This is a genomic window from Pseudomonas sp. BNK-15 (assembly GCF_047456105.1).
In the GTDB taxonomy this organism is placed as follows: domain Bacteria; phylum Pseudomonadota; class Gammaproteobacteria; order Pseudomonadales; family Pseudomonadaceae; genus Aquipseudomonas; species Aquipseudomonas putida_E.
Window position 1 is genome coordinate 3,841,923 of the sequence record NZ_CP179898.1, and the last position, 16,691, is coordinate 3,858,613.

A 16,691-nucleotide genomic window follows, 5' to 3' on the forward strand; every position below is an offset into this window, starting at 1 on the left:
TGCCCCCTGCCTTGAAAAGGCGCCACTGTGCGTTTTTATCGAGCGAAAGGAGTACGGATGATGGCGCAGCTGTGTTTTGAACCGCTGCTGAGTTTTACCGCGACATGCCGCTGGCAATTGCTGGATGCACCGTTGCGGGCCGCCCAGATTGACGATGATGATATCACCCGGCCGTTCTGGGTCGAATTCGATGACTGGAACGGTGACGATGGTTGGCTGATGACCAGCCTGGACTATGGCGAGGAAATGTTGCAATCGTTCCTGATTGACTCGCTATGGGGTCGCGAGGCTCGTAAGCGTGCGTTTTGTGACGTTTTCTGGTTTGGTGTCTATCGACTTGCAACAGGCTTCGTTTACGAGATCCGCCCGGCATATGAGGGCAATAATGTCGACCGTTGGCCTTCACTGGAATACTGGCTCGACGTCAGTCGAAACGGTTATCTGGGCTTTTACCCGGCGCGTTCGGATGCCGGTGTGTGCAAGGACGACCCCGCCAGTCTGGCGTTGCGAGACCCCTTCGGGACATCCGTGGTGCTACCCGCCGACCCGCCTGTCGATCTGGAGACGGCACTGTACAAGCTGACCGCCGGGCGGCGAACGCCACTGTGGCATATCCCTGGCCTGGATCCACAGGAGTTGCAAGAAGGGCAAGTGCTGTTGAACCTGAAGCTCTATAGCGCAGACGGTCGGCAAGTGAGGCGACGGGTGGAGCGGGTTGCATACCTCAACAACCGTCGAGGCGACCGTGGCCAGTTCAGCCTGCAGGTGTCTAACCCTTGTGTGCCGCCTCACCCTCGTCCGCTCGTTGCCAAGGCTTGACCCCGTGCTCGTGTAGCGCAGCGCCAGTCAATCGCCGCTGTATTCGCAGCCGCTGGTGCAGGTTTCATGAATACGCACCTTGGACAGCTCCGGCAGCAGCGGCTTGACTTGCTCCCAGATCCACTTGGCGATGACCTCGCTGGTGGGGTTTTCCAGGCCTGGAATATCGTTGAGGTAGTTGTGGTCCAACTGCTCGTAGATCGGCTTGAAGATCGCCTTGATCTCGGAAAAGTCGCGGATCCAGCCGGTATGCGGGTCAAGCGGGCCGGTCAGATGCAGGCCGACCTTGAACGAGTGGCCATGCAGGCGGCCGCATTTGTGCCCGGCCGGGACGTTAGGCAGGCGGTGGGCCGATTCGAAGGTAAATTCCTTAAAGATTTCCACGGTCAGAACTCTGTGTGTATCGAAGATGCGCGCAGTCTACCAGCATGGTCGCTACAAGGCTTGCAGGCGTTCGTGCAGCCGCCCGGTGGCGATCAGCTCCAGCAGTTCGTCACCCAGCCGCTGGCTTTCGGCAATGGCCTGGTACCAGTAGCGTTTGCGGCTGGGTGCATCGCCCATGAAACGCTTGAAGTCGTTGCGGTCGGGCAGCTTGCCGAAGGGCAGTGCGGCCAGGTACTGCGGTGACGGCGTCACCAACAGCACATTGCGCAGGCGCGTGGCATCGCCCTTGCGCCATGGCAGCGCCTTGTCGAACCAGCCAGGCACGACCTTGTCGGTGAAATGCGGGTAAAGCACCAGGTCGTCGCCGCGGTATGGCAGGTCGAGGTGATAGTCGAGCAAACCGCCGTCGCGGTAGGTGCCCGCACCCGCACCGGGGATGTCGCGCACGCCTTCCATGACCATCGGGATCGAGCCGGACGCGAGCAGGGCGTGGCGCAGGTTGCCCTGGCCCAGTGGCAGGTAGCGTGAGGGAAAGTCTGTGAGTTGATCCAGCGGCGGGGCGGCACGCTCATCGTGCAGGATGACCCGTTCGAAATGCCGGCCCAGGCGTGAGCGCCCCAGCAGATTGCTGGCGATCACCGAGCCCAGCCCCATCCCCAACCGGCCGCGGTGGTCGTGGGCAAGATGGCCGTGGCTCTTCACCACCAGGATGTTCAGGCGGTAGTGCGGGTTTGCCAGGATCTGCCCATCGCGCCCTTGCAGCAGGTCGTCGAGCATCTGCTGGCAGCTGCGGCTGATCTGGGCTGCGGTCACACCTTTGGCGAAGTCCTGTTCGGTATACAGTTCACCGAGGCGGCGGATGCCAGCGATCGGGTCATCGAGGCAGGCGCTGGCGAAGCGCCAGGAGCCGATCGATGCACCGATCAATGCCCGTTGGCGGGGCGCCGATGGCAGCCACTCGCCGAACAGCGCCAGGTCCAGCCCCTGAATCCCCAGTGGTTTGGGCCCGCCAGCGGCACCCGGTACCACACCGACATCCGCTGCCTGCAGCCCGCGTTCACGGATCTGCTGCAGGGCACGTTTGCCGGCCTTGAAGGTCAGAGCCGGGTACTTGATATGGATGGCGCTCATGGGCGGCCTCGCAATTCACAGGTGGGCCATTATAGGGAATCGCATGGTGGATGCGCTGCGCTATCATGGCGCCAGCTGTTTTCAGGTTGAGTTAAGGACCGGTGGATAATCTTAACTCCGTAGACAAATTGCACACCTCGATGGAGAGAACCTGATGAAAACCCTGACTGCCTTGTTCACTGCCGCTGCGCTTGCTTTCGGTGCCAACGTCGCCCTGGCCAAGGACGTCCAGCCTGACGAAGTGGTCAAGCTGGTGAATGCCAAGACCATCAAGTCGCTGGATGAGCTCAAGGCCACTGCCGTTGCCAAGCACCCGGGCGCCACCGTCACCGATTCGGAGCTGGAAAACGAATACGGTCGCTACATCTACAAGGTCGAGATGCGTGACACCCAGAACGTCGAATGGGACGTTGACCTGGACGCCAAGACCGGTGAAGTGCTGAAGGACGAACAGGACCGCTGATGATCCACTTGACCCGGTGGGCGCGCTACCTGGCGCTCTCGCTGCTGGCCGTCTGCTCCTTGGCCGTTGCTCGCGACCTGGATCAGGATGAGGCCCTGCAGTTGCGCCAGAAAGGCGTGATTCTGCCGCTCGAGCAATTGCTCGAGACCGCCCTGGGGCGCCACCCCGGGGCGCGGTTGCTGGAGGCGGAGCTGGAAGAAGACGATGATCGCTACGAATACGAAGTCGAGCTGCTGACCACCGACGGCGTGGTGCGCGAGATCAAACTCGATGCCAGCACCGGTGCCCTGCTCAAAGACGAGGAAGACGACTGAATGCGCCTGTTGCTTGTCGAGGACAACGTTCCCCTGGCTGACGAGTTGATTGCCGGCCTGCAGCGCCAGGGCTACGCCGTGGACTGGCTGGCCGACGGCCGGGACGCGGTATATCAGGGCCAGAGCGAACCCTACGACTTGATCATTCTGGACCTCGGCCTGCCGGGGTTGCCGGGGCTGGACGTGCTGGCGCAGTGGCGTGCAGCAGGTCTGGCCACGCCGGTGCTGATTCTGACCGCACGGGGGTCATGGGCCGAGCGCATCGAGGGGTTGAAGGCTGGCGCCGACGACTACATGAGCAAGCCCTTCCACCCTGAAGAGCTGCAGTTGCGCATTCAGGCGCTGCTGCGCCGGGCGAAGGGCCTTGCCAACCAGCCCCGTCTTGAAGCCGCCGGGTTGCACCTGGACGAAAGCCGCCAGTGCGTGAGCCGCGAGGGGGTGGACATCCAGCTGACCGCTGCGGAGTTCCGCCTGTTGCGTTACTTCATGCTGCACCCTCAACAGATCCTCTCCAAGAGCCACCTGGCCGAGCACTTGTACGACGGTGAAACCGAGCGTGACTCCAACGTGCTCGAAGTGCACGTCAACCATTTGCGCCGCAAGCTGGGCCGCAGTGTCATCGAGACCCGCCGCGGGCAAGGCTACATCTACGCCGGGAGCACCGGGTGAAATCGATTCAGGCACGCTTGAGCCTGGGCCTTGTAGCCGTATTGGTGGTGGTCGGGGTGGTGCTTGCGCAGCTTACCTTGTGGTTGTTCGAGGCCGGTTTGCAGCGCTATCTGGAAAACGGCCTGCGCAAGGAAAGCGAGAACCTGCTGGTGGCGCTGGTGCGCGGGCCTTCGGGGTTGCAGTTGGATGAGCGGCGCATTTCCGCCGCCTATCAACGGCCGTTTTCCGGTTACTACTTCCGCATCGATTTCGACAAGGGCACCTGGCGCTCGCGCTCTTTATGGGACCTGGACATGCCGAAACCGGCCGCGCCCGGTCTCTCCGATAGCCACGAGCTGGGCCCGGAAGGCCAGCAGTTGCTTGCGCTGCGTGCCGATTACCGGCGGCTGGGCCAGGACATTTCGATCAGCGTCGCCCAGGATTACTCGCCTGTGCGCGAGGGGTTCCGGCGCCTGCAGCAGATCGGCCTGGGGATGGGCCTGGTGGCGCTGATCCTGGTGCTGGTGCTGCAGCGCATCACCGTCACCCGTTCGTTGCGCCCGCTGGAGCGGGCGCGTCAGCAGATTGCTCAGTTGCAGCAAGGCCAGCGCTCGCAGCTCGATGCCCAAGTGCCCAGCGAACTGGCACCGCTGGTAGGTCAGATCAATCATCTGCTCAGCCATACCGAAGACAGCCTGCGCCGTTCGCGCAACGCGTTGGGCAACCTGGGTCATGCATTGAAGACGCCATTGGCGGTGCTGCTGAGCCTGGCGTCCAGCGAGCGCCTGAATGGCTTGCCCGAAGTGCGTGCGCAACTGCGCGAGCAACTGGAGCAGATCCAGCAGCGCCTGGCACGCGAACTGAACCGGGCGCGCCTGGCCGGGGATGCGCTGCCTGGCGCTCAATTTGACTGCGATACCGAGCTTCCGGGGTTGCTCGCCACCTTGGGAATGATCCATGGCGAAGGCTTGCTGCTCGAGCGCGATGTACCGCCAGGGTTACTGCTGCCTTGGGACCGGGAGGACTTCCTGGAGCTGCTTGGCAACCTGTTGGATAACGCCTGCAAATGGGCTGACAGCGAAGTGCGCCTGGGCATAGCCCCGACCACCGAAGGCTATCAGGTGTGGGTCGACGATGACGGTCCGGGCATACCTGAAAGCCAGCGCCTGCAGGTGCTGGAGCGCGGTTCGCGGCTGGATGAGCAAGTGGATGGGCATGGCCTGGGGCTGGGGATCGTGCGGGATATCGTCGATGCCTGGGGTGGGTCTTTGGCCTTGCTCCAGAGCCCTTTGGGCGGGTTGCGGGTGAGTATCGATTTACCGCGCAAGGTGCGCTGACCCTCTCTGGCCCTGTCGCCGGCAGCAGCACTGCAAAAAAACTGCAGTACAGCCGCATTTTTTTGAATTGGCCCAAGCCCGACACTGGGCGGCACAATCCCCTGACGAAACCCTGCGGTTTCCATCTCTCCACGGACGGAGCCCCTAGGGCCCAGGCCAGTTCGGCTGGGCTTTCTTTTGATCAGAACCACAAACACGATTACTTGAATGACTGCCTTGCGTTCCGAAAGTCGCCTGCAGCGGCTGTTGCCGTCGCCCCTGAATATTCCTCCAAAACAATGGCTGCGTGCCGGCATCGGCGCGCTGCTCGGTTTGTTCCTCGCCGGCTGGTTGACCGGTATGGCCTACGGGCCTGGTATCGCCTTGCACCTGCTGGGCCCTCTTGCGGCTTCGGCAGTGCTGGTGTTCGCCGTGCATTCCGGGCCGTTGGCCCAGCCCTGGCCAGTGCTGGGCAGCTATGCGCTGGCGGGCGCAGTGGGCCTTGCCATGCGCGAGGGGTTCGGCCCCCACCTGTGGGTTGCGGCGGCTGCCTTGGGCATCTCGCTTTTGCTGATGTGCCTGTTGCGCTGCCTGCACCCGCCGGGTGGCGGTGTTGCGGTGAGCGCGGTGCTGGCCGATTCAGGGCTGACGGCGCTGGGCGACCACCTGCTGGAGCCCGTGTTGCTCAACGCGCTGATTCTGGTGACGGTGGCAGTGGTCTACAACCGTTTGACCGGCGTGCATTACCCCAAGGGCGCTGCGCCACGCAAGGACCAGCACCACACCCACGACCCGTTGCCCAGCGAACGGGTCGGGGTCAGTGGTGCGGACCTGGATCAGGCGTTGGAAGAGTTGGGTGAGTTCGTCGACGTCACCCGCGATGAACTGGAGCGCATCATCCTGGCCACCGAGCAGCATGCCCTGCAGCGCAGCCTCGGCGGGATCAGCGCAGCTTCGGTGATGTCCCGCGATGTGCAGTTCGCCGCCCCCGACACCACCCTGGAACAGGCCTGGAAGATGCTCGCCAGTCATCACCTGAAAACCCTGCCGGTGCTGCAAGAGGGCAAGCTGGTGGGTATCGTCAGCCTTAGCGATCTGCTCGGTCCGGCCATGCAACGTGGCCGGTTCAGTTGGCGGGGGCTTTTCGCGGGCAAGGCCGTGCGTATGGAGCAGGTGATGAGCCGGCAGGTCATCAGTGTCAGCAGCCAGCACCCATTGGAACGCCTGCTGCCCCTGCTGTGCGAGCAAGGGCTGCACTGCCTGCCGGTGATCGATGGCGACCAGTTGGTCGGTGTGATCACCCAGACCGACCTGATCGCCGGCCTCAAGCGCCAGCTGCTCAGTGGCGCTGGCAGCGTTTCAGATCAGCGGGTCCCAGCGTTGTGACCAATCGCTGGCGCCGGAGGCCACCAGCCGGCGCAGCACCGCGAAGGCCTGTTGCAGGGCCTCGCTGTCGCGTTTGCGCGGGTAGACAAGGAAGGTCGGGTAGGTGAACTCCGGGGCTTGCGGTACCCGCTCGAATACCCCGCTGTCCAGATACGCCTGCACCACGCGGGTACGGAAATAGCCGCTGCCGCCTTTGTCGAGAATGAACTGCAGGGCCAGCGGCCCGAGGTTGAAGCTCAGCGCCGGTCGCGCGCAGTCGGGCAGGGCGGCGTCGTGCTGGCGGCGGAAGGCCTCGCCCCAGTCGATGTAGATGTACGGGTCGGGTTGCTCGACCCGGCGTATGCGGATCAGCTTCTCTTCCATCAACTGCTCTACCTGCAGGCCCGGGCCGTAGGTGGGCTGATAGACCAGTGCGGCGTCCAGCAGGCCCATCTCTACCTTGCGCAGCAAGGACTCACCGTCGCTGACCTCGCTGCGGATGGCGTGGCTGGGTAATGCGCAGTGCAAGGCGCTGACCCAGTCGAGCAGCATCGGGTTGCCCAGGCTCACTTCTGCCCCTACGTGCAGCACTTGCTGGCAGCCCTCGGGCAGCGGCAGGTCACGGCGCGCCGCCTCCCACGTCTGCACCAGCTGGTTGGCATAGCTGACGAAGGCTTCGCCATCACTGGTCAGGCTGGCGCCGTTGCGGCTACGCACGAACAGCTGGCAGCCCAGTTGCTGCTCAAGGCGCTGCACGCGGGCGGTGATGGCGGTCTGTGACACGAACAGGCGCTCGGCGGCGGCGACGAGGCTGCCGCACCGTACGACTTCCAGAAAGGTTCGGGCCTGCTCGATATCCATGGGCTGCTCTGTGGCGGGAAGGGTTGCCTATTCTAGAGGCTTTGCACCGTTATGGGGCGCTTTCGCCAGCGCTGCAAATCTGCATATGCGTTGTGACTTTAGTCCCATGGCGGCCGGGGCGTGGCGGTCCATACTCAAGGCTCGCCCTTCAATAACAACAAGTACCGGGTTGCCATCAACATGACCTACCAGCACAGCTACGCCCATTCCATTGCCGACCCTGCTGCCTTCTGGGCCGACCAGGCCAAACATCTGGCCTGGTACCGCAAACCTACCCTGACACTGCAGGAAAACCCGGACGGCACCCATCGCTGGTTCGCCGACGGCCGCCTGAACAGCTGCTACCTGGCCCTCGATCGGCAAATCGAGCTGGGCCGTGGCGAGCAGATGGCGTTGATCTACGACTCCCCTGTCACCGGTGTGCAGCAGGCGTTCACCTACAACGAGCTGCGTGACGAGGTGGCGCGCCTGGCCGGGTTGCTGCGCCAGCTGGGGGTGGGCAAAGGCGATGGGGTGGTCATCTACATGCCGATGGTGCCGCAGGCGGCCATGGCCATGCTCGCCTGCGCGCGTATCGGTGCGGTGCACTCGGTGGTGTTCGGTGGCTTTGCAGCCAACGAGCTGGCCCTGCGTATCGATGATGCGCGGCCAACGCTGCTGCTGACGGCGTCCTGCGGCCTGGAATTCGATCGGGTGATCGAGTACAAGCCGCTGGTCGACCGCGCACTGCAACTGGCTCACCATCAGCCGCGCCACGTGCTGGTGCTGCAGCGGCCCCAGGCTCGCGCCCGGTTGCAACCAAACCGCGACCTTGACTGGCAGCAAGCGCTGGTAAATGCCGAGCCGGTGCCTGCGGTCGAGCTGGAGTCGGCAGACCCGCTTTACATCATGTACACCTCCGGTACCACGGGCAAACCCAAGGGCATCGTCCGTGAGAACGGTGGCAACGCGGTCGCCCTCTGTTATGCCATGCGCCACATCTACGGCATGCAGGCCGGTGACGTGTGGTGGGGCATTTCCGATGTGGGCTGGGTGGTCGGTCATTCGCTGATCGTCTATGGGCCACTGATGAGCGGCTGCACCACGGTGTTCTACGAAGGCAAGCCGATCCGCACCCCGGATGCGTCGGCCTATTGGCGCGTGGTCGAGCAGTATGGGGTCAATGCCTTGTTCTGTGCACCGACCGCCATGCGGGCGATCCGCAAGGAGGACCCGGATGGCGAGCTGATCCGCCGGCATGACTTGAGTACGCTGCGCCAGTTGTTCCTGGCCGGGGAAAAGCTCGATTCAAGTACCCACCAATGGCTGGAACGGGTTACCGGCAAGCCGGTGCACGACCATTGGTGGCAGACCGAGACTGGCTGGCCAGTCACCGCGCCATGCGTGGGGCTGGAGGGCAGCGCGGCGCGGCCGGGCTCGAGCAACCGCGCGGTGCCGGGCTATGACGTACGTGTGCTGGATGACGATGGGCAGCTGCTGGGCCCGAACCATCAGGGCGCCATCGTCATCGCCCTGCCGCTGCCGCCCGGTTGCAGCCAGACCTTGTGGGGCGATCATGAGCGCTACCTGCAGGCTTATCTGCAGACTTACCCGGGTTACTACCACACCGGTGATGGTGGCTACCTGGATGACGATGGCTTCGTCTACATCATGGGGCGAACCGATGACGTGATCAACGTCTCTGGCCATCGCCTTTCCACCGGCGAGATGGAGGACTTGGTGGCGTGCCACCCTGCGGTGGCCGAATGCGCGGTAATCGGCGTACATGACGAGATCAAGGGCCAGGTGCCCTTGGCGCTGGTGGTGCTCAAGGACGGTGAGGGTATTACCGAGGCGCAACTGTTAGTGGACTTGGTGGGCAGGGTGCGTGAAGAGATCGGCGCGTTGGCCTGCTTCAATCGGGTGCGCTTGGTGAAACGGCTGCCCAAGACCCGCTCGGGCAAGATCCTGCGGGCGGTGCTGCGCAAGATTGCCGATGGCCAGGCGTATGTGCCGCCCTCGACACTGGATGATCCAGCGGTATTGCGGGAGATTGAAGCGGTGCTGGCGGATCTTCCCAGGGCAGGCTGACCGGGTTGCCTGGCTAGCCTGGGAATGTGAGGGTTCAGCCGCTGGAATCCTCCGGCCCCACCTGATGCAACTGCCCCAGCCGGCTGCGGGTGCGCATCAGGTCGGCAATAGCCCCGCCCAGGCTTTCGCTCAGCGGCCGCTGCCCGATCACCGTTACCTGCCGGTCCTGGTCGTAGAGCACATCCACCAGGTTGACGAAGCGCTGCTGTGCGGCCAATGAGCACTCGCAGAGGTCATCCAGCCCGTCGATGATCCACGCCTCATAGCGCTGGGCAAGCTGCAGATAATCGATCACCGCGGTGGGCTGCTCACACAGGTCGTCAAACGCAAACATCACTTGCCTGTCATCACTGGCAAGCGCGCGAAGATTGCGTTTGTTCACCTCCAGCGTCAGCGGTTGCGCGGCCGGCACTTTCAGCGCCAGGCGCTGGGCCGCATCGCCTGGCCATACATAATGGCCTTGGGTAAAGCGCTGATGTTCACGGTTGGCCGGCAGGCTCCGAAAGTCTGTGTCACCGCCAACTTCAAGTACCTCCATACGGCCATTGATCAGGCGGATCACCGGCAGGAATCGCTCGTGGTACAGCGGGTTGGGCAGCAGCCCCTCGGGTGCGTAGTTCGAGGTCACCAGCAGGAAGATGCCGCGCGCGAACAAGGCATTGAACAGGCGGGTAAGGAGCATGGCATCACCGATGTCATGCACATGGAATTCGTCGAAACACAGCACCTGGCAGTCGCCCAGCAATGCGTCCAGCGTCGCGCCCAGGGCATCGTCAAGCAGCCTGTGACAGTGCATGCCCTGGTGCAGGCGGGCAAAAAAATCATGGAAGTGCAGGCGTTTTTTCGCCTCGATCGGCACTGCCTGGAAGAAACCGTCCAGCAGCCAGCTCTTGCCGCGGCCCACCGAGCCGTACAAGTAAAGGCTGCGTGGTTCGCCGCCTGGCAAGCGGGCAAGCTGCTCGGCCATGGCCTGAATGACCCGGCGCTGGTCCTCGCTGAGCTGATAGCCACGGCTGCGTGCCTTGTCTTCGAACCATGCGAGCAGTTCGCTCTGGCTGGAGGTGGCGGGTCGCAGGCGTTGGCCCAGTTGGCGCAGGGGGGAGGGGATCCAGGCAGACAAAAGCTAAGCTCCTTGGGCACAGGAAGGTCAGCGCGCAGCTTGCCCCAGGTCGGCCCTTTTAACCAATAGAAAAAGTGCGGGGCTTCTATCAGTTGGCCGGATAACTCAAACCTTGCGTTCCAGCTGACGCTCGATCATGTACTTGATGGCCAGCCGGCGCTCCTTGAGGTGGCGCAGGTCGTCGTCCTGAAAGTTACCTGCTGAAATCGCCTCGGCAGCCAGTACCTGGTTGTCGATGTCGACGTACTCGTCGAGCATTCGGTCAAGGGTCTTGTCCTGTTGACGGCGCTGCTGGACGATCTCGCGGGGGTAGTGCAGGTCCTGGTACAGGTCGTGGGAAACGGGCATGGCATCCTCCTTGGTCAATGCAAATGGCTTATCTGATTGGAAGGGCGCGATGCGATTGTGTTGAAGCCAAGCGGATTAAATGCGACGGATGGTCGTTTTGCGGCGTGTGAACGGCCCGCAAAACACTAACCTGCTGTTTTAAAGCATTTTTTTTGCGCAAGGGGCTTCCCAGGTGCAAAGAATGTTGTTAAAGTGCCGCGCATTCCAAGACAACAACCCAGTTGTCACTCAGTTGGAATGGTCAGAGCAGCTAACGCTGCATCCGATACAGGGGCGTCGCCAAGCGGTAAGGCAGCAGGTTTTGATCCTGCCATGCGTTGGTTCGAATCCAGCCGCCCCTGCCATTTTCTCGTTAACATCCATTCCTGATTCAGTGCAGATGACTATCGGCGCTGGTTTTTTCGTTTCTGGCGTTTGCGCAAGCCCATCGCCAGCTGACGACAATGGGCCCTGTCAGCTACAGCGCGATTACCTGTTCACCCGCAGCAGTTCATCCAGCACGCGGGCCAGTTCCTCAGCCTGCACCGGCTTCTGCATCACCAGGCTGTCCGGCAAATCCAGCCCTTCCAGCTCGGCATACCCTGTCAGAAACACCACCGGCAAGCGCGGATGCCGTTCACGTGCGGCCAAAGCCAGTTGGGCACCGTTGAATTCGGGCATGGCAAAGTCGGTCAGCAACAAGTCGATCTCGTCGTCCAGCTGGGCCAATGCCTGTTCGCCGCTGTGTGCCTGGCGTACCTGATAGCCGTACTGGCGCAACACATCGCCGAGCATGTCGCGCACCAGGTGGTCGTCATCCACCAGCAGCACCGTGCGGTCGCGGCCACTGTCGCTGATGGACTGCGACGCAGCCGGGATCACCGGGTCCGCCGCCAGCTCATGCTTCACTGCGGGCAGGTAAACGGCAACCTGGGTGCCATGCCCAGGCGCGGTGTCGATGCGCACACCGCCACCAGACTGCTTGGCAAAGCCGAACACCTGGGCCAGCCCCAGGCCCGAGCCTTTGCCGATGTCCTTGGTGGTGAAGAAGGGTTCGAACACCTTGGCCACCACCTCTTCGCTCATGCCGCAGCCGGTGTCACGGATGCTCAGCATCACATACTCGCCCGGCTCCGGGTCTTCTGGCCGCTGCGGGCGGGCCTTGATCCGGGTATTGCGTGTGGCCAGCGTCAACTGGCCACCGTCGGGCATGGCGTCGCGGGCGTTGATCGCCAGGTTGAGAATGATCATTTCGGTCTGGGTCGGGTCGGTCAGCGCTTGCCACAGGCTGTGGTCCAGGTCCAGGCGCACAGAAATGCTCCCGCCCAAGGTGCGGCGCAGCAATTCCTCCAGGCCGCCCAAGGTGCGGTTGAGGTTCAGCGGTACCGGTTCCAGGCGCTGGCGGCGGGAGAAGGCGAGCAGCTGTGAGGTTAGCTTGGCGCCGCGTTCACCCGCCTCGCGGATATGCGTCAGGCGTTTGCGCGCTTTTTCCAGGTCACCTTTGTCCAGGTCGCGCTCAAGGAAGCTTGAGCCGGTAAGGATGACCGTCAGCAGATTATTGAAGTCGTGTGCAACACCCGCCGTGAGCTGGCCGACCGCCTCCAGCCGTTGCATCTGCTGCAACGCTGCCTCTATGCGCTCGCGCTCGGTGATCTGTTCGCGCAGGCGGTCGTTGGCGTCGGCCAGGCCCATGGCTGCTTCGCGCTCGCTGGTGATGTCGCGGGCTACCACATAGAGCAGCGTGTCTTCCGGTACCACCACCCATGACAGCCAGCGCAACTGGCCGCCTGCATGCTGGATACGGCCGACGAAGCGCGCGCTGGTGCGACCATGGGCGAGGGCGGCGAGTTCGGTCAGCAGCGCTTCCTGGTCCGGTTCGGGCAGCAACTGCAATAACGAGGTCTGGCTCAGGCGTTCGCGCGAGAAACCCAGGCTGGCCTCCCAGGCAGGGTTCAGTGCGACCGGTGTGAGGTCTTTGTTGAGCACCGCGAGCAAGTCCTGGGAAAGCTCCCAGGCCCGGTCACGCTCGCGGGTACGGCGCTCGACCCGCTCGCCGAGCATTTCGTTGAGCTGTTTGAGCGCCTGGGTCGCCAGGCGCTGGGCGTGGATGTCCTGGAGTACGCCCGAAAAGCGTGTGCAGCGGCCATCGACAAACTGGCTCTGACCGCTGCTGAGCAGCCAGCGCGGTTCCAGGCCGTTGGGTTGGGCAATGCGAAATTCGGCCCGGTAAAGCCCGTCGCTGTCCGGGCGCATGGCGTATTCCACCGTTTCGCGCACCCGTTGCACGTCTTCTGGATAGATGCCGGCATAGAAAACGTCAAGGCTCATCTCGGTGTCTACCGGCAGACCGAACAGCGTCTTGCAGCGGTCGTCCCAGATCAGCAGCCCTTCTTCCGGGCGAAAGTCCCAGGTACCCATGCCGGCTGCATCGATGGCAATCCGGGCGCGTGCCTCAAGGTCCGCCAGGGCTTCTTCGGCACGGCGCCGACGCTGACGTTCCTGCACTTCGGTAAGCGCCCTGCGCACTGCCTTGGGCAGCAACGACAGGTTTTTCTTCAGTACATAGTCGGTGGCACCCAGGCGGATCATTTCCACCGCGTGCTCCTCACCGTATATGCCCGACAGGAAGATGAACGGCGTATCCGGCGCCAGGCGCTGGGCGATGGCCAGCACGTCGGTACCGGACGAGCCGGGCAGCACGCAGTCGCAAAGGATCAGGTCATAGCTGGCTTCGTGCAGGGCATGCTCGGCGGCGACATGATCGAACACCAGCTGCGACTGCAGCTGCAGTCCGCTGCGCTCCAGGCTCAGCAAGGTCAGCTCGGCATCCAGCGAGCTGTCTTCGACCATCAGTAATTTGAGCGGCGTTGGCAGCATGTTCGCGGTGGGCCTCAGTTGCTGCCACGCCGGTTAAGGCGTAGCGAGCCAGGTGGTGGTTCGTTGAGCACGGCCCAGAACACGCCGAGGTCGGAAATCGCCGCGACGAACTCCTTGAACTCCACGGGCTTGACCACGTAGGCATTGACCCCCAGTTCATAAGCCCGCAGCAAGTCGGGCTCTTCCCGCGACGAGGTCAGCATCACCGTCGGGATGCTGCGCAGCTCGGGGGTGGCACGCACCTCCCTTAGCACTTCCAGGCCATCGACCTTGGGCAGTTTCAGGTCCAGTAGCAACACGGCGGGGTTGCCGTCGTCGCGCGCGGCATAGGCGTTACGCCGTAGCAGATAGTCGAGGGCATCAGCGCCGTCGCGCAGAACGATGACCTCGTTGGCCAACTGGCTACGCTCCAGGGCCAGGAGCGTCAGCTCCAGGTCCCGGGGGTTGTCTTCTACCAGCAGGATAGGTTTGAGCATGATTGAACCGGTGCCTCAGTTTGTTTCTGGATGACGTGGAAGAGTGAAATGGAAGCTGGCGCCCTGGTCGACCTGGCCTTGGGCCCAGACTCGGCCATCATGGCGCTCGATGATCCGCCGCACGCTGGCCAGACCTATTCCGGTGCCCTCGAAATCCTCCATGCGGTGCAGCCGCTGGAACACCCCGAAGAGTTTGTTGGCATAGGCCATGTCGAAGCCCACGCCATTATCGCGAATATAGACTTCGATTTCCTCCGCGTGCTGGTGTGCGCCGATTTCGATGCGCGCAGGTTCGCGGCCACGGGTGTACTTGATAGCGTTGGCGATCAGATTATGCAGCGCCAGGTTGATGAACGCCGGGTCACCGATCACCTTGGGCAGCGGTGCGACGTCCCAGACGATCTCGCGCCCTTCATAATCGGGCGCCAGTTCCTGGCGGATGGCTTCTACAAGTGCATTGAGGTCGACATCCGACAGGCGTAGGGCCGAGCGGCCCATCTGCGAGAAGTTGAGCAGGTTATCCACCAGGCTGCCGGCGAACTGCGCAGCTTCCTCGATGTGCTTGAGAAAGCGCCGGCCGCGTTCACTCAGGCCCTGGCCTTCGATCTCGCCTAGCAGTTCGGTGTAACCGGCGATATGCCGCAACGGTGCGCGCAGGTCGTGGGACACGCTGTAGCTGAAGGCTTCGAGCTCCTTGTTCGAACGGCGCAGCTCGTTGGCCAGTTGCGCCAGCTCTTCGGCCTTGCGCAGGACAATGCCGAGCACGGCGGTGCGCAGTTCGACCACGCCTTCGATCGTCAGCGGGTCCCATGGCTCGCAGTAGCCGCCCAGCTGTTCCTGCCAGTGTTCGAAGCTGTGCCGCGGGTTCAGCGCGCCCTGCGGGCCTATCTGTTTGTCGGGCCGTCCGGCCCAGTTGACCGTGCGCACCTGCTCGGGGCGGAACCACAGCAGGTAGTGCGAGTGGATCTGAGAAATGGCCACTGCCAGCACGCCACCGGCATGCTCGGCCAGCTCGGGCAGTTCGTCGATGTCGCGGCGCACGTTGTCACAGTGGAACACCGTCTCATCATGGCGCTGGGCCAGCCAGTGCACCAGCGCAGTGACCTGCGCTGCCGGCGGCGTCTGGCCAATCAGGTCGCAGCGCTCGGCGGAAATGACCGCTGCGCCGCTTGCCCCGGCGAAGGCCAGCAGCACCTCGGGCTGCGCGCGCAGGCCCTCGCTGACACTGTCATGGTCGGCCATCGAGGAGATCATGCGTACGATGTGCTGGCGCAGGTCGAGCAGCTTCCGGGTATTGGCGTGGGCCTCACGCGACTCGATCTGCAGCGACAGCACACTGGCCAGCAGCTCGCAGGCTGTGCGGGTGCGCAGGTCGACCGGGCGAGGTTGCTCGTGGTGGCATGACACCAGGCCCCACAATTGCCCATCGACCACGATCGACAGTGACATCGACGCCAGGGTGCCCATGTTGCGCATGTACTGCAGGTGCACCGGCGATACGCTGCGCAACGCGGCGAAGCTCATGTCCAGCGGTTTGCCGGTGCGCGGGTTGGCCGCCGGCACCAGCGGTGAGGCCTGGTAGTCGGCATCTTCGATCACACGAATGCGGTTGACCCGATAGAGCTCGCGGGCCTGGCGGGGAATGTCCGACGCTGGGAAGCACAAACCCAAGTAGCGTGGATAGCCGGCATCAGCCACTTCAGCGAGCACCTGGCCATTGCCCTCTTTATCGAAGCTGTAGGCCTTGACCCGGCCAAAACCGGTGATTCGCTTTATCTGCAATACAGTCTGCTGCAGCAACGCTTCCAGGGTTGCGGCGTTGTTCAGGCTACTGACGAAACCCCGCACCAGGGGGTAATAATCGCCTTGGTCGACCGGGCCGACAGGCTGACGAACGGGCTCGAACTCAGCGATCAGTACCTGATCATGGCGATGGGTCAGCAGGCGCAGCCGGTCGTTGCAGGGTGCCCCATTGCGCAGGAGCACATCGCCGATGTGGAAGGGGAATACATCGTCGCCGGGCAGGCGCTCAAGATGGGAACGCAGATCGAAACTGTCGCTGACCACGTCGGCGAAGGTGCATCCCACCAGCTCAAGGGCGGGCACACCGAGCCAGCGTTCGACATTGTCGCTGGCCTGGAGGATACGCAGGTCCTGTTCATCCAGCACCAGCAGAAAACCATGTGGCTGGATGCTGCCGGGTACCTGGATCGGCTCCTGGGCGCAGCGTTCCACGGCTTCGGCGAGTGCGATGTCGGTGGTCGTCAATGGATACGCTCCTGTCATGTTCGTCCATGCATGGCGCGCATGCGTCTGATGCGGGCTCGGTGGCTGCTGCGCACCGTAACAGAATGCGCACTGCTTTGCCGGCCTATGGCCATTGGAGGTACTGGAGGCGCTTGGGTTCGATGCCAGCCGAAAATTTCTTTGCTGTGACCGGCTAACGGTCTAACCCTTTGTTGTTACTACCAAAGAATGGCGTGGAGTGGGCACAGGCAGGCCACCGGCTGCTACGCTCAG

15 protein-coding genes and 1 tRNA gene are annotated in these 16,691 nt (G+C 63.0%); 8 read left to right on the plus strand and 8 right to left on the minus strand.

The window, feature by feature from the left end; all coding sequences use genetic code 11:
- Positions 1-57 precede the first annotated feature (57 nt).
- Entirely contained in the window at positions 58-819 is a 762-nt protein-coding gene (locus ACMGF5_RS17555) for a hypothetical protein (protein WP_174141623.1), read from the plus strand.
- A gap of 27 nt (positions 820-846) precedes the next feature.
- On the opposite strand, the gene queD is transcribed toward ACMGF5_RS17555, so the two are convergent.
- Both queD and ACMGF5_RS17565 read right to left on the minus strand, forming a co-directional pair.
- Positions 847-1,203 (minus strand): 6-carboxytetrahydropterin synthase QueD, encoded by a 357-nt coding sequence (gene queD, locus ACMGF5_RS17560; RefSeq protein WP_012313684.1) that lies wholly within the window; start codon positions 1,201-1,203, stop codon positions 847-849.
- A 51-nt stretch (positions 1,204-1,254) separates the two neighbouring features.
- Complete coding sequence (locus tag ACMGF5_RS17565) at positions 1,255-2,334, minus strand: hypothetical protein (RefSeq protein ID WP_196997787.1); 1,080 nt, start codon at positions 2,332-2,334, stop codon at positions 1,255-1,257.
- 154 nt (positions 2,335-2,488) lie between these two features.
- Here ACMGF5_RS17565 and ACMGF5_RS17570 point away from each other — a divergent pair, with 154 nt between their 5' ends.
- The 5 genes from ACMGF5_RS17570 to ACMGF5_RS17590 all read left to right on the plus strand — a co-directional run bounded on the left by ACMGF5_RS17570 (position 2,489) and on the right by ACMGF5_RS17590 (position 6,461).
- Positions 2,489-2,797 (plus strand): PepSY domain-containing protein, encoded by a 309-nt coding sequence (locus ACMGF5_RS17570; protein WP_046787304.1) that lies wholly within the window; start codon positions 2,489-2,491, stop codon positions 2,795-2,797.
- Positions 2,797-3,111 (plus strand): PepSY domain-containing protein, encoded by a 315-nt coding sequence (locus ACMGF5_RS17575; RefSeq protein WP_119688616.1) that lies wholly within the window; start codon positions 2,797-2,799, stop codon positions 3,109-3,111. Before ACMGF5_RS17570 ends, ACMGF5_RS17575 begins: the two co-directional genes overlap by 1 nt.
- Positions 3,112-3,780 (plus strand): response regulator transcription factor, encoded by a 669-nt coding sequence (locus ACMGF5_RS17580; RefSeq protein ID WP_115275350.1) that lies wholly within the window; start codon positions 3,112-3,114, stop codon positions 3,778-3,780.
- Positions 3,777-5,096 carry a sensor histidine kinase gene (locus tag ACMGF5_RS17585; RefSeq protein WP_115275349.1) on the plus strand — a complete coding sequence of 440 codons (1,320 nt, stop codon included), beginning with the start codon at positions 3,777-3,779 and terminating at the stop codon, positions 5,094-5,096. The genes ACMGF5_RS17580 and ACMGF5_RS17585 overlap by 4 nt, the downstream gene beginning before the upstream one ends.
- 207 nt (positions 5,097-5,303) lie before the next feature.
- Positions 5,304-6,461 carry an HPP family protein gene (locus ACMGF5_RS17590; protein WP_125923220.1) on the plus strand — a complete coding sequence of 386 codons (1,158 nt, stop codon included), beginning with the start codon at positions 5,304-5,306 and terminating at the stop codon, positions 6,459-6,461.
- On the opposite strand, the gene ACMGF5_RS17595 is transcribed toward ACMGF5_RS17590, so the two are convergent.
- On the minus strand, positions 6,435-7,301 hold the full coding sequence (locus ACMGF5_RS17595) for a LysR family transcriptional regulator (protein WP_039602801.1): 867 nt from the start codon (positions 7,299-7,301) through the stop codon (positions 6,435-6,437). The two genes, ACMGF5_RS17590 and ACMGF5_RS17595, sit on opposite strands and share 27 nt — an antisense overlap.
- Before the next feature lie 180 nt (positions 7,302-7,481).
- On the opposite strand from ACMGF5_RS17595, the gene ACMGF5_RS17600 reads away from it, so the two are divergent.
- Positions 7,482-9,371 (plus strand): propionyl-CoA synthetase, encoded by a 1,890-nt coding sequence (locus ACMGF5_RS17600; RefSeq protein WP_204920601.1) that lies wholly within the window; start codon positions 7,482-7,484, stop codon positions 9,369-9,371.
- Between the two features lie 34 nt (positions 9,372-9,405).
- Here ACMGF5_RS17600 and zapE read toward each other — a convergent pair whose 3' ends face one another.
- Together zapE and ACMGF5_RS17610 are read right to left on the minus strand one after the other, a co-directional pair.
- On the minus strand, positions 9,406-10,491 hold the full coding sequence (gene zapE, locus ACMGF5_RS17605) for a cell division protein ZapE (RefSeq protein ID WP_414157004.1): 1,086 nt from the start codon (positions 10,489-10,491) through the stop codon (positions 9,406-9,408).
- A 105-nt stretch (positions 10,492-10,596) separates the two neighbouring features.
- Positions 10,597-10,839 (minus strand): hypothetical protein, encoded by a 243-nt coding sequence (locus tag ACMGF5_RS17610; protein ID WP_039602799.1) that lies wholly within the window; start codon positions 10,837-10,839, stop codon positions 10,597-10,599.
- A 269-nt stretch (positions 10,840-11,108) separates the two neighbouring features.
- On the opposite strand from ACMGF5_RS17610, the gene ACMGF5_RS17615 reads away from it, so the two are divergent.
- Positions 11,109-11,183, plus strand: a tRNA-Gln gene (locus tag ACMGF5_RS17615).
- A gap of 124 nt (positions 11,184-11,307) precedes the next feature.
- Here ACMGF5_RS17615 and ACMGF5_RS17620 read toward each other — a convergent pair.
- From ACMGF5_RS17620 to ACMGF5_RS17630, 3 genes are read right to left on the minus strand one after another with little or no spacing between them, the layout of a single operon-like run.
- Positions 11,308-13,695 carry a hybrid sensor histidine kinase/response regulator gene (locus ACMGF5_RS17620; RefSeq protein WP_115275346.1) on the minus strand — a complete coding sequence of 796 codons (2,388 nt, stop codon included), beginning with the start codon at positions 13,693-13,695 and terminating at the stop codon, positions 11,308-11,310.
- Positions 13,696-13,709: 14 nt separating this feature from the next.
- The gene (locus ACMGF5_RS17625) at positions 13,710-14,171 is read right to left on the minus strand and encodes a response regulator (protein ID WP_046787299.1); all 462 of its coding nucleotides are present in this window, start codon (positions 14,169-14,171) and stop codon (positions 13,710-13,712) included.
- 15 nt (positions 14,172-14,186) lie between these two features.
- Entirely contained in the window at positions 14,187-16,457 is a 2,271-nt protein-coding gene (locus tag ACMGF5_RS17630) for an ATP-binding protein (RefSeq protein WP_414157005.1), read from the minus strand.
- Between the last annotated feature and the right edge of the window lie 234 nt (positions 16,458-16,691).

Excerpts from the sequence above, each read along its gene's own strand:
- ACMGF5_RS17555 (WP_174141623.1), top strand. The coding sequence starts at position 58 with ATGATGGCGCAGCTGTGTTTTGAACCGCTGCTGAGTTTTACCGCGACA.
- ACMGF5_RS17565 (WP_196997787.1), bottom strand. The coding sequence starts at position 2,334 with ATGAGCGCCATCCATATCAAGTACCCGGCTCTGACCTTCAAGGCCGGC.
- ACMGF5_RS17570 (WP_046787304.1), top strand. The coding sequence starts at position 2,489 with ATGAAAACCCTGACTGCCTTGTTCACTGCCGCTGCGCTTGCTTTCGGT.
- ACMGF5_RS17575 (WP_119688616.1), top strand. The coding sequence starts at position 2,797 with ATGATCCACTTGACCCGGTGGGCGCGCTACCTGGCGCTCTCGCTGCTG.
- ACMGF5_RS17580 (WP_115275350.1), top strand. The coding sequence starts at position 3,112 with ATGCGCCTGTTGCTTGTCGAGGACAACGTTCCCCTGGCTGACGAGTTG.
- ACMGF5_RS17590 (WP_125923220.1), top strand. The coding sequence starts at position 5,304 with ATGACTGCCTTGCGTTCCGAAAGTCGCCTGCAGCGGCTGTTGCCGTCG.
- ACMGF5_RS17595 (WP_039602801.1), bottom strand. The coding sequence starts at position 7,301 with ATGGATATCGAGCAGGCCCGAACCTTTCTGGAAGTCGTACGGTGCGGC.
- ACMGF5_RS17600 (WP_204920601.1), top strand. The coding sequence starts at position 7,482 with ATGACCTACCAGCACAGCTACGCCCATTCCATTGCCGACCCTGCTGCC.
- ACMGF5_RS17610 (WP_039602799.1), bottom strand. The coding sequence starts at position 10,839 with ATGCCCGTTTCCCACGACCTGTACCAGGACCTGCACTACCCCCGCGAG.
- ACMGF5_RS17620 (WP_115275346.1), bottom strand. The coding sequence starts at position 13,695 with ATGCTGCCAACGCCGCTCAAATTACTGATGGTCGAAGACAGCTCGCTG.
- ACMGF5_RS17625 (WP_046787299.1), bottom strand. The coding sequence starts at position 14,171 with ATGCTCAAACCTATCCTGCTGGTAGAAGACAACCCCCGGGACCTGGAG.
- ACMGF5_RS17630 (WP_414157005.1), bottom strand. The coding sequence starts at position 16,457 with ATGACAGGAGCGTATCCATTGACGACCACCGACATCGCACTCGCCGAA.